Origin of the sequence: Saccharibacillus sp. O23, from assembly GCF_002205895.1 — a bacterium.
GTDB lineage: Bacteria > Bacillota > Bacilli > Paenibacillales > Paenibacillaceae > Saccharibacillus.
In genome coordinates this window covers 322,313-335,378 of the sequence record NZ_NJDE01000003.1, presented here as the reverse complement: position 1 = coordinate 335,378, position 13,066 = coordinate 322,313, and the positions used below count along the sequence as shown (strand labels likewise).

The window sequence follows — 13,066 nt, the reverse complement described above, 5'->3', positions numbered from 1 at the left end:
CCGCTAAGAAGGGTGAGAAACATCTCTTTTCGACTGTGGATAACCGATCTTCGTCCGCCGCGCATCCACCTATGGGTTGATCCTGCGTATCCGGCATAACCGATCTGTCGGTGGACGCCGCGCCTCCCGGTCCGGGATAAGATATAGACATCCCAAGACGAACACAAACGAGGAGGCAACAAACCATGACAACCGCAACTTGGATTTCGACGCTCGCCATTTTCGCCCTGCTGACGTGGAGCACGTTCGGCCGCAAAGCCTTCAACCCGATCCGGCTGCTTCTGCCGATCGCCGTCATGAGCTACTTCGGCGCCACTTATCTGAAGGACATCCCGAGCGGCGGCAACAACGGCTGGCTGCTCGTCGCTTCCGCCGCTTTCGGCGCTCTGATCGGCGCGCTGCTGCTGACCCTGTCCCGCATCGAACACGACGGCAAATCCGGCAAGACGTACATCACGAACGGCATCGCCAGCGTAGGCGTACTGTCGATCATCTTCATTCTTCGTATCGGTCTGGTCGAATGGGTGACGAGCCACGGCAAAACGGCTTACGAATACTCGCAGATCCATCATTTCAATCTGTATATCATCGGCCCCGCGTTCATCTTCATGGCCGGTTCCATGCTGCTGGTCCGGATCGTCGGCCTGCTGATTCGGGTCAGACAGACCCGCGAAGAAGCGCTGTCGGGAGCGAACGCTTAATGAACATGGACGGAGCCGCGAAAAAACAAAGGCCGGTCGACGGGAAAACTCCCGTTAGCCGGCCTTTCGTTTGGCTTCGGCGACGCCTGCGCTGACTGATCGGGCGCGCTTTGCGTTTCGCTTATCCTTTGATCGATCCCACGTATACGCCTTTCACGAAATACTTCTGCAAGAACGGATACACCAGCAGGATCGGGAGCGTCGAGACGACGATGGTGCAGTATTTGACCAGTTCGCGGTAAGCGGTGGCGCTGCCCGCGCTGTCGATCACGACGCCGCCGGCGCTGCCCATCGTGGCCGCGCTGGTATCGTTGGCGACGAGGATTTCTTTGAGCAGCAGTTGCAGCGGGAACAATGCCCGGTCTTGAAGCAGGACCATCGCGTTGAACCAAGAGTTCCAGTTGCCGACGAGATAGTAGAGGAAAATAACGGCGAGCGTCGCTTTGGACAGCGGAATCAGAATGCTAACCAGAATTCGCGCCTGACTCGCGCCGTCGATCGTCGCGGCTTCTTCGAGTTCCTGCGGCAGCGCTTGGAAGCCCGTACGCAGGATGATCATGTTCCACGTATTGATCGCGCCCGGCAGCACCATCGCCCAGATATTGTTGTAGAGGCCGATGTCTTTCATGAGCAGGAACCACGGAATCAGTCCGCCGCCGAAGAACATCGTGACGGTGATCATGATCATGATGTACTTTTTGAAATACAGCTCCCGCCGGGACAGCACGTACGCGCCCATGATCGTCATGACCATGTTGATCGCGGTGCCGAGGCTGACATAGATCAGCGTATTGGCGTAGCCCACGAGCAGGGCGTTGTCGCGGAAGATCAGCTTATAACCGTCGAGCGTGAAGCCGAGCGGGGCGAGCAGCAGCCCTTTGTGGGCGACGAGCCGGCCCGGATCGCTCATCGAAGCGAACAAGATATGCACGATCGGGTACAGACACATCAGGGTCAGCGCGGTCAGCAGCAGATAGATCGCGCCGTCGAACAGCCGGTTGCCCCAAGATTTGTAATGGACCATAAGGTTAAGCGCTCCTTTCTACCACAGGCTGACTTCGGATTTGCGTCTGGCGATGCTGTTCGTCACCCACAGCAGGCCGAAGTTGATGACCGCGCTGAACAATCCGACGGCCGTCGAATAGCTGAGGCTCGCTTCGCGCAGCCCTCGGCGGTAGACGTAAGACGCGATGACGTCGGCCGTGTCGTACGTGAGCGGGTTGTACAGCAGGATGATCTTCTCGTAACCGGAAGCCATCAGACCGCCCACCGCGAAGATGAACAAGATGACGATCGTCGGCGTGATCTGCGGAAGCGTCACATGCCACATTTTCTGCAAACGGTTGGCGCCGTCCATGTCCGCGGCTTCGTACAGCGACGAGTCGATGGAACCCATGGCGGCGAGATAGATGATGCTCTCCCAACCGATGCTCTGCCAGATGCCCGAGAAGACGTACAGCGGCCGGAACATCGACGAGTAGCCGAGCAGAGAAGAGTATTCTTTGCCCGTAATCCACTGGAGCGCCTGCGTGATGATGCCTTCGTCCGCGGTAAAAATATGGATCATGCCCGCTACGACGACGAGCGAGATGAAGTGCGGCATGTAGGTGATCGTCTGCACGGTGCGCTTGAACAGTTTGCTGCGGATCTCGTTCAGCAGCAGCGCCAGCACGATCGGGGCGGTGAAGCCGAAGGCGATGCCCCAGAGATTGAGCAGCAGCGTATTTTTGACGACCCGCCAGAAGTAGGGACCCTGAAAGAAATCGACGAAATGCTTCAGGCCTACCCACGGGCTTTCCGAGAAGCCGAGCAGCGGCTTGTAATCTTTGAACGCGATCAGGATGCCCCACATCGGGCCGTAGCAGAATACGACGAACCAGACGATGACGGGGACCGCGAGCAGGTAAGGGAACCAGTTTTTGCGAACGTCCTTCTTGATCAGCAGCGACGCGTTCGGGCGTTCGGAGGCGGCGATTCCGCCGACCTTCTTGTTCTTGCGCAGCGTAAGCACCGGCCAGTCACCTCCTTGTATGGATTCGGTTGCGCCCGCCGGGCGGAACGGCCTGTCTGCCCCGGGGAAAGGGAAGACCGGCCGCTCCGCGTGCGCGCGCTTGATGCGGCATCTTGCGAAAAGACGCCGGAGCTTACCGCTGGTTGTACCGGTCCAGCGCCGCCTGATGCAGGCTCAGGAACTCGTCGAGCCCCATCGCTTTGGCTTCCTGCAAAAATTTGTCGTAAGCGTCGACCGGCAGTTCGCCCATGATGATCTTGGCGAAATATTCGTTCCGCAGCGTAGAGAGCTGGTTGCCGAGTTCGGCTTCTCTCGACGCTTCTTCCTGCGTGAAGGTGATCGGCGGCATAGTGACGCTCGCGTCCATTTCTTCGGTCCACGTTTTGCGGATATCGCCCGAGTAGCTGCCTTCCGCCACGATCAGCGGGTTGGAATTGTGCTCGTCGCGGATATCCGGCCAGTTGTGCATCCGGTATTTATGCAGCGTCGTGGCGACCGGCTGGCCTTCCGGGTCTTTGTAAATGTAGCTGTCCGCCGGGAAATACGGTTTGCCGTCTTTGTCGATCAGATGGACTTTGCCGTATTCGCCGTAGTTCAGCAGCTCCCAGCCTTTTTTGCTGTAACCGAAATCGAGGAACGCCATCGCCGCTTCGACGTTCTCGGCCTGCGTGGTGATCGCGGCGTTCGTGCCGGCCCGCATGAAGTTCTTGTAGCTGACCTGCGGCTGATCGCCTTCGTTCAACACCGGGTTCGGCGCGCCGACGAAGTCGAAATCGTTCTGCTGTTTCCAATAGCTCCACATCGTATCCGGGGAATCCATCATGACGGCCGTTTTGTCCGAGATCGCGGTCGCCATGCGTTGATTGAAGTCCGCCGTCGCCCAATCGCGGTTCAGCAGGCCTTCTTTGTTCCACTGCTGCATCGTGGTCAGATACTCTTTGGCTTTCGGCTGCGCCGGGCCCCATTGGACTTTGCCGTCTTTGTCGATAAAGGTCCAGTCCCAGACGCCGTAAGCGCCGTTGATGATGCCGGTGAACAGTTGGCCGTAGCTGGAACCGTAGTTGAGCGGTTCGGAGTAGCCGACTTCTTTGGCTTTGGTCAGGAATGTATGCCATTCGTCGATCGTCGTCGGCACTTCCAGCCCCGTCTTGTCGAGCGCTTCCTGCTTGATCAGCATGCCGAACCACATCCATTCGGAGTAAGGCGCGATGCCGTAGAAGCCGAGCAGGCGGCCGTCGTCGGTGACGGTCGTCTTGCGGCGCATCTCGTCGGAATTGCGCCATGCGTTGTAGTTCGGCGCGTCTTTCTCGATCAAGTCGGTCAGGTCGAGGTAAGCGCCGTCGTTCACGCCCGCTTCGAGCCCGCCCGGATAACGGCCCGGATCGATGATGATGTCTGGCAGCTCGCCCGAGGAGATCATCAAGGTAAACGCGTCCGCTTCCTGTCCGACCGGCGGCGTGATGAAATTGACTTTGATGCCCGTCAGCTTCTCGACCTGATCCTGCACGGCCTGCTTGTTCATGTCCGGTACGTCGGCGTTGGCCGGCATCCAGACATCCAGCGTCACGTCGCCCTTCACGGGATACGCGGAATAATCGTTCGGAATCTTTTGGTCGAAAATATCGCCGAGATATGTATCGTTGAGCGTGCCGTTGACTTCCTCGATCTGCTCCGGAGTCGGCTTCTCGTTGCCGCGGATGTCTCCGCCGATGTCTTTGAACGCGACCTGCTGCGCTTTGCCGGCGGCTTCCGTGTCCGTGCTGTCGGTTTTCTTAGCGTCCGCTTCTTTAGAATCGCCGCCCCCGCTGCATGCCGTCGATACGGCGAGAGCGGATACGGCGGCCAAAAGGCCCATGCGTTTGCCGAATGTTTTGAGATTCATGGCGATCCCCCTGCTTTTTTTATTTGATATTCGTGTAAATGGTAACGCTTCCAAATGAAGGGGACAAGAGACGGATTTTTGGTATTCAGGACGTATTTTTGGATCTTGGCGTTCGACCGCTTGGCGGAAACCTTATTCTCCGGAAGGCGGTTCGAGCGCCGCGCCGTCGCCGAGCGGTATGCCGAAGTCGGGCGTTCCGTCCGCGCGCCAACCGAATTTCTGGATGCGCGTGGCCCGATTGCCGGTGTCTTCCCCGGGCGCGGACAGCGCATGGAACACGATCCAATCTTCGCTGCCGTCCGGCGAAACGGTGAAGCTGTTATGGCCGGTGGCGTAGACGCCTTGTTCGGGATTTTTGCGGAAAACGGGCTGCGGCGATTTGATCCAAGACTCGGCGTCCATCGGATCGGCCTGCTCGTCCATCGTCAGCATGCCCAAACAATAATCTTCCGACCAAGTCGTGCTGGCGGAATAGATCAGGAAGACCCGGCCGCCCCGATGCAGCACCACCGGTCCTTCGTTGATCGCCATGCCGCCTTGTTTCTCCCAGTCGAGCGTAGGCGCGGTCAGCAGCACCTGTTCGCCGCCGCTCAAGGTATACGGGTTGTCCATTTTCATGATGTAGATCGCCGAGCCGTAATCGGGAAAATGTCCGTAACCCGCGTACAAGAAATACAGCGATTCTCCAAGCTTCAGCACCGAGCCGTCCAATCCGGGCGAAGGAGTCGGCAGCGCGCCGCGCCAGCGCCATTCGCCTTCCGTCGGATCGGCGCCGTCGTTCTCCAGCACGCAGACCTGCCGGGTATCGTCGCCTCCGCCGTCGTTGGCGGTGTAGTAGATGTACCATTTGCCGTCCAAATGATGAATCTCGGGCGCCCACAGGTGATGGCTGTAGCGTCCGCCGGGTTCGGGTCTCCAGACCGTGCGCCGCTCGCCGCTCGCGATGTCCGTCAGCCTGCGCGAACGCAGCAGCTCCAGTCGATCGCCGCGCGTGCACATGAAATAGTAGAAGCCGTCGGTATGTCGGTATACCCACGGGTCGGCGGCTTTGGCGGCCACCGGATTGCTAAACGTTACGCGATTCGTCATGGGCTTGCTCCTTATGTGTCGGTCTTCCGCCCCATCTTCGCACACGGCCGTTCCTGCGCGTGCCGATCGGGTGGTCCTTCTATTATCTGGGAGAAAAAAGGAGTAAACAATTATGGAAACGCTTCATTTCCGGATCGAAAAAGAAGAGGCTTTGAGCGTTTTCGACGGTCGGAAAAGACTCGGCAAACGATCGTTTTCGGCGGGAAGGAAAAGAGCGGGCATCGGCAAAACCGGATAAAAAGCGCACGCCGAAAAGACCGCCTGCAAAGGCGGTCTCTCGGAAACGGACAGGCGCAGCAAGAAAAGCGCCGATGCGCGGCCGCTTGTCGGAGGCGGGCTTCAGCCGCCGTGCCGATGCGCGTTCCGCCATTCGAGCGGCGTCATGCCGGCCGATTTGACGAACAGTTCGTAGAATCGGCTCGAAGAGGTGAAGCCGACTTCCGACGAGATGCTTTCGATCGCTTGATCGGTCTGCTGAAGCAGGCGTTTGGCCTCCATCAATCGTAGATTGATGATGTACTGCTTGGGCGAGAGCCCCATGGCTTCCGTAAACTTTTTGCGCAGATGGCTCTCCGACAGGAAATGCCGGGCGGCCAGTTCTCCGATCGTGATGCCGGCGTAGTAGCGGGCATGGATCTCTTTGAGCACTTCCTGCACGACACTCCGGTCTCCTGCGGCGGACGGCGCGCCGCAAGATCGGCCGCGCCGAAACAGCAGCAGCGTCGTTTCCAGCGCAAGCCGCATCAGCTGCCGGCCGTCGCTGCCTCCGTCGTCGGCTCTCCATTCGCGTTCCAACTGCGACAGGCTGCTCTCGGCCCAGCGCAGTTCCTCGCCTTCCAGCCGCGCGTGCAGGATACGGTTCGGTTCCCGTTCGGCAGCGCCGAACGGATAGCGGCTGTGCACCGGCAGGCGATCATGACGAAAATGCACCGAAATGCCCTGCCAAGGCACCGTGCACACGAAGCCGTGATGCAGCCTCGGCGGAATCAACACTACGTCGCCCGCGCTGACCTTGATATTTTGTTCCGGCGAGCTGTAATAACCCTGCCCTTCGAGTATCAGCGTCAGCTCGTCGCAATCGTGCGAATGGGACATGAACAGTCCTTCGCCCCGCTCGAAGCTGAACGTGTGGGGCTTGAAGCGCTCGATGCTGTCGATCACTTGCGTTTCTTTGTTCTCCATCTTCCGAGACCTCTTCTCCGAGACTCCCTTATTACGTTTCTTCGGCCAGCAGCATCGCGACCAGTCCGGGGAAACGCCGATCGAGTTCTTCTTTGCGCAGCGAATAGAAATGTTCTTTGCCTTGAATACGAGGCTGAATCAAGCCCGACTCGCGCAAAATCTTGATATGGTGGGACAGCGTGGATTTCGAGAGATGGCCGACTTCGAAACCCGAGCAGTTTTTTTCTCCCGAGCGAGCGAGACATCGGGCGATCTTCATGCGGACCGGATCGCCGAGCGCGGCGCATACGGCAGTCAACGTCATTTCCGAAGCGGCGGGAATCGTTAGATTTTTCATGGTTGTAGGGTAGCATAGCGGCGCTTTTTTATCAAACTTCGAAAAAAATCGAACTGAAGATTGCGTCTGGCCGCAAATCCGTGATATAGTCCTCTACAGTTCGAAAAAAATCGAAATGATAAGTAAGCCGATGTGCTTCGGGAGGAACCGACATGGAGAATTTGACTGCATTAAATACGTATTTCCGTTTGTTCGACGAGGCGAGAACCGACGAGCGGGCGATGAACGACTTGTTGTCGCTGTTCGCAGAGGATGCGGAGATCGTTTTGAACGGAAGCCGCCGAACCGGATTCGAAGATTTCGTGCGCGCGTTCTACGCGAACAATCGCGACGTCAAACATATGTGGGACCGTTGGGAGCTTCAATCGGACGGCGGTTATCGAGCCAATTGGGCGGTATGCGGCCAGAGTTCGGCCGGGCATGTCTACGCCCAGACCGGCGTGGATATCGCGCGATTGAACGAAGCAGGCAGGATCGTGTATCTGGAGAACGTGCCGACGGACAAAACGGCGTTCGCCGCTTACAAATAAGAAGCGAATCGGATCGGCAAACGTTCAAGCGGATCGGCCGGTTTCGAAGATACGGAAAATCAGAAAAACCGCTCGTTTCCCTTAGGAAACGAGCGGTTTTTGCGTGCAGGAAACGATACATGCTCAGGATGGTCTTGCCTTTTGCCGCGCAAGCTGCTGAGTTTTTCAGTCGATCAGATCGGAATTCTGAAGCAGGCGTCGAATCAGCACGGCCACTTCGGCGCGCGTGACTTGGGCTTTGGCTTCGAGCTTGCCGCCGTCGCGGCCCGTGACCAGGCCGGCTTTGACGGCGAGCGCCATGTTTTCTTTCGCCCAAGCGCCCGCTTGATCGGCATCGGCGAAGCGGTTCAGCACGCCGGCATCGGCGGCTCCGATTCGAGCTTGCAGCCCGGTCAATTTCATCGCTTTGGCGACGATATTCGTCGCCTGTTCGCGGGTGATCTCGGCATCCGGACGGAACGTGCCGTCTTCGAATCCGGTAATGAGCCCGTAAGCGGAAGCGGTCTTCACCGCGCCGGCATACCAAGCCTCCGAGCCGATATCCGAGAATCCGGTATCGCCGCTGCCCAGCTTGAGGCCCAAGCCGCGAACGATAATCGCCGCGAATTCCGCCCGCGTGATGTCCGCGTTCGGATCGAACCGGGTATCGCTGATTCCGTTAATCACCAGACGCGAACCCATGTCGTTGACTGCGTCTTCGGCCCAATGGTTCGCGACGTCCGCGAAGGTCAACGGATGCCAGACCACCGAGTAGGCGCTGTTGGTCAAGCTGTGGATCTCGGCGTAGTAGACGCCGTCGATTAGGGTAATCTGGGTCGGAACGTGGCGAACCGTGCCGTCCGGATCGACGACGATGCCCGTCGTGATCCGCGAAGGATCGATCCCGGCAGGCAGCGCCACGGAACGTTTGACATACGCGTCGAAATTGCTGACTTCGGCGGTCTTGCCGTTATACGTGGCCGTTACGGTAAAGTCCAGCGGAGCGGTCAACGGCGTCAGATTCCGCGCGGCGGCCGAATCGTTGACCGTCCGCGCCATCGCCGCGCTCGGATCGCCGATCGAGACTTGCAGTTCGATGCCTTGCAGATTCGCGCCGCTGCCCAGCGTCTGCGCTAACGAATCGACGTCGATCTGCGCGGCAGGAAGCGTATAGGACGCTTTGTTGGTGCGAAGAACCAGCGTAGCGTCTTGATTCTCCATGTTCTTGACGATCTGCCCGTTCAGCTTGCCTACGATCACGTTCGAGTCGAGCGCGACCGGTATGGTCACGATCGCTCCGCGGCCTTCGGCGTTCAGGCGCTCCTGAATCTTGGCCGGATCGACCGTGATCGCCGTCGTCGTCACGCCTCCGCTGGTCGTCGTGACGGAAGTGCCGGCGTTCTCTTCTTTGCCGTTAACCAACACGATGACCGAACCGGATGTCGAAGGACTCGGGGTTCCGGTTGTCGGAGCAGTCGTTCCGCCCGTCGTCGGAGTATTGCTGCCTGTTCCCGGATTATTGCCGGATGCAGGCGGTTCGTTCTTCGCGATCGCGGTCGCGGTTCCGAAATGCACGATTTTGCCCTGCGCGTCGAGTTCGACCACGCCGACGACGCTGCCGTCGGGCGCCGTCGCCAGACCGTCGCTCGGAAGCGCCGTATAGCCGATCGGCGTATCGCCGACGTTCGGCGTCGAGATTTGTCCGTTCGCGAACACGATATACACTAGCGTATGGCCCGCGCTCGGCGTCGGCGTTACCGCGAGCCGCGTCTTGCCGTCGTTGGCGCTTCCGCTAGGGTCGGTCGCCGTGACGGTCAGTCCGCCGGCCGGCGTGCCGGGGTTCGCCGCCTGAATGGTCAGCGTCGCCGGAGCGGAAGCGAACGCATTCGGCAGCGCTCTGACGCGGACATTGTACGTGCCCGGAGCCAATCCGGAGATCGTCGCGCCGTCGCCGGCGAGCCAAGATCCGCTCGGTCCTTGGCGGTATTCCATAGCCGCCGTCACGCCGGTCAATGTTCCGTCGTTCGCGCCTGCCGACGTCTCGTCGGTCTTGCCGACGCCGGTCGGCGCCGCAGGGCGAGCCGGCAGAATCAGCGATTGCGGATTGCTGTCCGTCGTCGCCGAGCCGTTGCCGACTTTGACGATCGAGAGCGTGGTGCCGAGCCAAGCTTCTTCGATGGCGATATTGCCGCTTGCGTCCGCCGTTACGCTCTGGTTGTTGATCTTATAGGCCGCGGCCGGCGTCAACCCGGTCAGCTTCTCGGCCGCGTAATCGATCGCCGCCGTCGGCGTGAGTTCCGGGGAAGCCGAGAACGCGCCGATCGTCGCCGACGTTTCCGGCGAAGCGAACGAAGAAGCGGTCGCTTTGACGCGAACATAATACGTGCCCGGTTGAAGGTTCCCGATCGTGACGCCGGTTCCGTCCGTCCAAGCGCCGTCGGCACCTTGTTTGTATTCCATCGAAGAATCGACGCCGGTCAGCGTGCCGTCGTTCGCGCCCGCTGCGGTCTCGTCGGTCTTGCCGATCGTGCTCGGAGCGGCCGGACGGGAAGGAATGACCAGCGATTGGGCGCTGCTATCGGTCGTGGTCGAGCCGTTGCCGACTTTGACGATCGAGAGCGTCGTGCCGAGCCAAGCCGAATCGATGCTCAGGTTGCCGGAAGCATCGGCCGTCGCGTTGGCATTGTTAACGGTATAGGAAGCGCCCGGGACAAGTCCCGTCAGCTTCTCGACCGCGTAGTCGATCGTCGCGGTCGGAGTCGTCTCCGGCGAAGCCGAGAACGCGCCGATCGTGACCGAGGTCGCGGCGGAAGCGAAAGCGGCATTCGTGGCTTGGGTCCGAACGTCGTACGAACCGGGAGCCAATCCGGTCACCGTGGTTCCGGAGATCGCGGTCCACGAATTATCGCTGCCGAGCTTGTATTCCATCGAAGACGTTACGCCGGTGATCGAGCCGTTATTGCCGTTTGGCGACGTTTCGTCCGTCTTGCCGACGCCGGTCGGAGCGACCGGACGGGACGGAATCGCCAGCGATTGGGCGCTGCTGTCGGTCGTGGTCGAGCCGTTGCCGACTTTGACGATCGAGAGCGTCGTGCCGAGCCAAGCCGAATCGATGCTCAGGTTGCCGGAAGCATCGGCCGTCGCGTTGGCATTGTTAACGGTATAGGAAGCGCCCGGGACAAGTCCCGTCAGCTTCTCGGCCGCGTAGTCGATCGTCGCGGTCGGAGTGCTCTCCGGCGAAGCCGCGAACGCGCCGATCGTGACCGAGGTGGCGACGGAAGCGAAAGCGGCATTCGTGGCTTGGGTCCGAACGTCGTATGAACCGGGAGCCAATCCGGTCACCGTGGTTCCGGAGATCGCCGTCCACGAATTATCGCTGCCGAGCTTGTATTCCATCGAAGAAGTCACGCCGGTGATCGAGCCGTTATTGCCGTTCGGCGACGTTTCATCCGTCTTGCCGACGCCGGTCGGAGCGGCCGGACGGGACGGAATCGCCAGCGATTGAGCGCTGCTATCGGTCGTAGTCGAGCCGTTGCCGACTTTGACGATCGAGAGCGTCGTGCCGAGCCAAGCCGGGTCGATGCTTAAATTGCCGGAAGCATCGGCCGTCGCGTTGGCACTGTTAACGGTATAGGAAGCGCCCGGGATGAGTCCCGTCAGCTTCTCCGCCGCGTAGTCGATCGTCGCGGTCGGAGTGGTCTCCGGGGAAGCCGAAGGCGCTTTGTATACGGCTACCGTTTTCGGCGATCCGCTGATCGTATAGCCGTTCGGCGCATTCACTGCTACGGAAATATCCCCCTCCGCCGTAACCGAACTGAGCGCGATCGACCACGAAGTGCCGGAGCCGGTTAATGCGCCTTTGACCGCTGCGCCCGTGCCGTCCGTCAACGTGATATCCGAAGCGGTCAAGCCCGTAACCGAAACGTCGAACGTCAAGTCGATCTTCGTCGAAGTCGTCGTTCCGGCCGCGCCGTCAGCCGCAGCCGATTGCAGCGTGACAGCCGTCGAACTTGCGCTGTCGAACGTTTTGCCCGTGATCGAATAGGCGCCGCTTTCCTGATAGTCGATCTTGATCAGCCCGATACTGCCTTGGTAACCTTCAAAAAAAGAAAATACGGGGGAGTATATCGTGTTATATTCTTGCAAATCCTTATCGTAGTCTTTCAATATGACCGATCCGGAATCGACCGACTGGGCCGAAGTGGAGACTAAGGTGCCGTAGTTATCGTAATAATCGAGATAAACTTTTCGCGGGCCTGTGAATTCCGCTCCTGCATTGTAAGCGTCATTGATCGCTTTTTCGGCATCCGCATCCAGACTTAACGTGACGAACCCGGGATTGTCGGCGTTTTTGTAGACGGCCGCTCCGCCATTGCCCAAATATCCGTTAACGGTAAAAGTTTTCTGCAAATCTCCGCTTCCGTCGTAGATCGCCATGCTGCTTTTTTGGGTGGAGAGAGGAGCGGTTCCGAGGAGGAAGTTGCCGTCTGTCAGAGCCATCAGCGATAACCGCGTATCTCTTCCGTTTCCTAGACTTTTCTGCGTAACGAAGGTTCCGTAGTTATTGAAGACTTTGAAATAAAGAGAGTTGGTAGCAGCTCCGGAATCGTACAACACCATATAAATTCCGTTTCCTGCCGCAGCAAGCGAGTTGCTCGCCGCATCCGACACCAGTACCGTTTCATTGGTGATCGGCGATCCGTCTGTTTGGAATATACGAGTAACCAAGGTGACATTGTCATTGCGCTGCCACGAAAACGCAAGATTTCCGTTAGACAGTTCTACCGTCGAGACGTTCCGCGTGAGTTGGGGCGAACTTGCGCTAAAAGAATTGATTTGAGTTTGCGGCAAGATCGTCTGTCCGGATTCGTCCACGATCAAAAAGTAGGCATTAGGCGTACCTTCCGCTGCAGGGCCTGTGGAAACCGCGCCGGTACTGGCTTTGTTGTACTGAATCAGAATGTTTCCGCTGTCGAGCGCCGTGATCTTAATCTGGGTTTGGTCATAGCGGGTTTGCATCAGATTGTTTAAGGGGATGGTTTGAAGGATAGTTCCCGAGGCATCGAAAATCTTGAGCGTATACGTGCCGGGTTGTCCGACGATTGCCGCAATATGGCCGTTAGGCAGGGTCTGCGCACCGTAAAATCCGTCACCCGACGTCGAGGCCGGCCGAAGCGTAAATTGGCCCGTTTGCGTAAAATCAGGTCCGGCCGCACGAGCAGGTACCGTAAGCATCGGCATCAATCCCGCCAATAAAGCGAATACCAATACCAGACTTGCCAACTTCTTAATCATCCAATCCCTCCCGATCTCTATTTATAAAACTGTAAAAAATTTTAAATTCTGAAATTTGGT

At 58.7% G+C, this 13,066-nt stretch carries 10 protein-coding genes; 2 read left to right on the top strand and 8 right to left on the bottom strand.

Features of this window, described 5'->3' with window-relative positions; all coding sequences use genetic code 11:
* Positions 1-185: 185 nt before the first annotated feature.
* The gene (locus CDO73_RS05480) at positions 186-701 is read left to right on the top strand and encodes a DUF1453 family protein (RefSeq protein ID WP_088487489.1); all 516 of its coding nucleotides are present in this window, start codon (positions 186-188) and stop codon (positions 699-701) included.
* A 121-nt stretch (positions 702-822) separates the two neighbouring features.
* Here the strand turns inward: CDO73_RS05480 and CDO73_RS05475 are convergent, their stop codons facing one another.
* From CDO73_RS05475 to CDO73_RS05450, 7 genes are all read right to left on the bottom strand, one after another.
* Complete coding sequence (locus CDO73_RS05475) at positions 823-1,725, bottom strand: carbohydrate ABC transporter permease (RefSeq protein WP_088487488.1); 903 nt, start codon at positions 1,723-1,725, stop codon at positions 823-825.
* An 18-nt stretch (positions 1,726-1,743) separates the two neighbouring features.
* Positions 1,744-2,712 (bottom strand): ABC transporter permease, encoded by a 969-nt coding sequence (locus tag CDO73_RS05470; protein ID WP_088487487.1) that lies wholly within the window; start codon positions 2,710-2,712, stop codon positions 1,744-1,746.
* A 133-nt stretch (positions 2,713-2,845) separates the two neighbouring features.
* Entirely contained in the window at positions 2,846-4,594 is a 1,749-nt protein-coding gene (locus tag CDO73_RS05465) for a type 2 periplasmic-binding domain-containing protein (protein WP_179218590.1), read from the bottom strand.
* A gap of 132 nt (positions 4,595-4,726) precedes the next feature.
* Complete coding sequence (locus CDO73_RS05460) at positions 4,727-5,683, bottom strand: glycoside hydrolase family 43 protein (protein ID WP_088487486.1); 957 nt, start codon at positions 5,681-5,683, stop codon at positions 4,727-4,729.
* Between the two features lie 82 nt (positions 5,684-5,765).
* Entirely contained in the window at positions 5,766-6,053 is a 288-nt protein-coding gene (locus tag CDO73_RS26420; RefSeq protein ID WP_143536074.1) for a hypothetical protein, read from the bottom strand.
* Positions 6,023-6,946: an AraC family transcriptional regulator gene (locus tag CDO73_RS05455; protein ID WP_256972589.1), complete on the bottom strand. Its 924-nt coding sequence runs from the start codon at positions 6,944-6,946 to the stop codon at positions 6,023-6,025. Before CDO73_RS05455 ends, CDO73_RS26420 begins: the two co-directional genes overlap by 31 nt.
* On the bottom strand, positions 6,897-7,202 hold the full coding sequence (locus tag CDO73_RS05450) for an ArsR/SmtB family transcription factor (RefSeq protein ID WP_088487484.1): 306 nt from the start codon (positions 7,200-7,202) through the stop codon (positions 6,897-6,899). The genes CDO73_RS05455 and CDO73_RS05450 overlap by 50 nt, the downstream gene beginning before the upstream one ends.
* A gap of 152 nt (positions 7,203-7,354) precedes the next feature.
* Between CDO73_RS05450 and CDO73_RS05445 the strand changes: the two genes are divergently transcribed.
* Positions 7,355-7,732 carry a nuclear transport factor 2 family protein gene (locus CDO73_RS05445; protein WP_256972573.1) on the top strand — a complete coding sequence of 126 codons (378 nt, stop codon included), beginning with the start codon at positions 7,355-7,357 and terminating at the stop codon, positions 7,730-7,732.
* A gap of 165 nt (positions 7,733-7,897) precedes the next feature.
* Here CDO73_RS05445 and CDO73_RS05440 read toward each other — a convergent pair whose 3' ends face one another.
* Positions 7,898-13,006 (bottom strand): S-layer homology domain-containing protein, encoded by a 5,109-nt coding sequence (locus CDO73_RS05440; RefSeq protein ID WP_088487483.1) that lies wholly within the window; start codon positions 13,004-13,006, stop codon positions 7,898-7,900.
* Between the last annotated feature and the right edge of the window lie 60 nt (positions 13,007-13,066).

Excerpts from the sequence above, each read along its gene's own strand:
- CDO73_RS05480 (WP_088487489.1), top strand. The coding sequence starts at position 186 with ATGACAACCGCAACTTGGATTTCGACGCTCGCCATTTTCGCCCTGCTG.
- CDO73_RS05475 (WP_088487488.1), bottom strand. The coding sequence starts at position 1,725 with ATGGTCCATTACAAATCTTGGGGCAACCGGCTGTTCGACGGCGCGATC.
- CDO73_RS05465 (WP_179218590.1), bottom strand. The coding sequence starts at position 4,594 with ATGAATCTCAAAACATTCGGCAAACGCATGGGCCTTTTGGCCGCCGTA.
- CDO73_RS05460 (WP_088487486.1), bottom strand. The coding sequence starts at position 5,683 with ATGACGAATCGCGTAACGTTTAGCAATCCGGTGGCCGCCAAAGCCGCC.
- CDO73_RS26420 (WP_143536074.1), bottom strand. The coding sequence starts at position 6,053 with ATGGCGGAACGCGCATCGGCACGGCGGCTGAAGCCCGCCTCCGACAAG.
- CDO73_RS05450 (WP_088487484.1), bottom strand. The coding sequence starts at position 7,202 with ATGAAAAATCTAACGATTCCCGCCGCTTCGGAAATGACGTTGACTGCC.
- CDO73_RS05445 (WP_256972573.1), top strand. The coding sequence starts at position 7,355 with ATGGAGAATTTGACTGCATTAAATACGTATTTCCGTTTGTTCGACGAG.
- CDO73_RS05440 (WP_088487483.1), bottom strand. The coding sequence starts at position 13,006 with ATGATTAAGAAGTTGGCAAGTCTGGTATTGGTATTCGCTTTATTGGCG.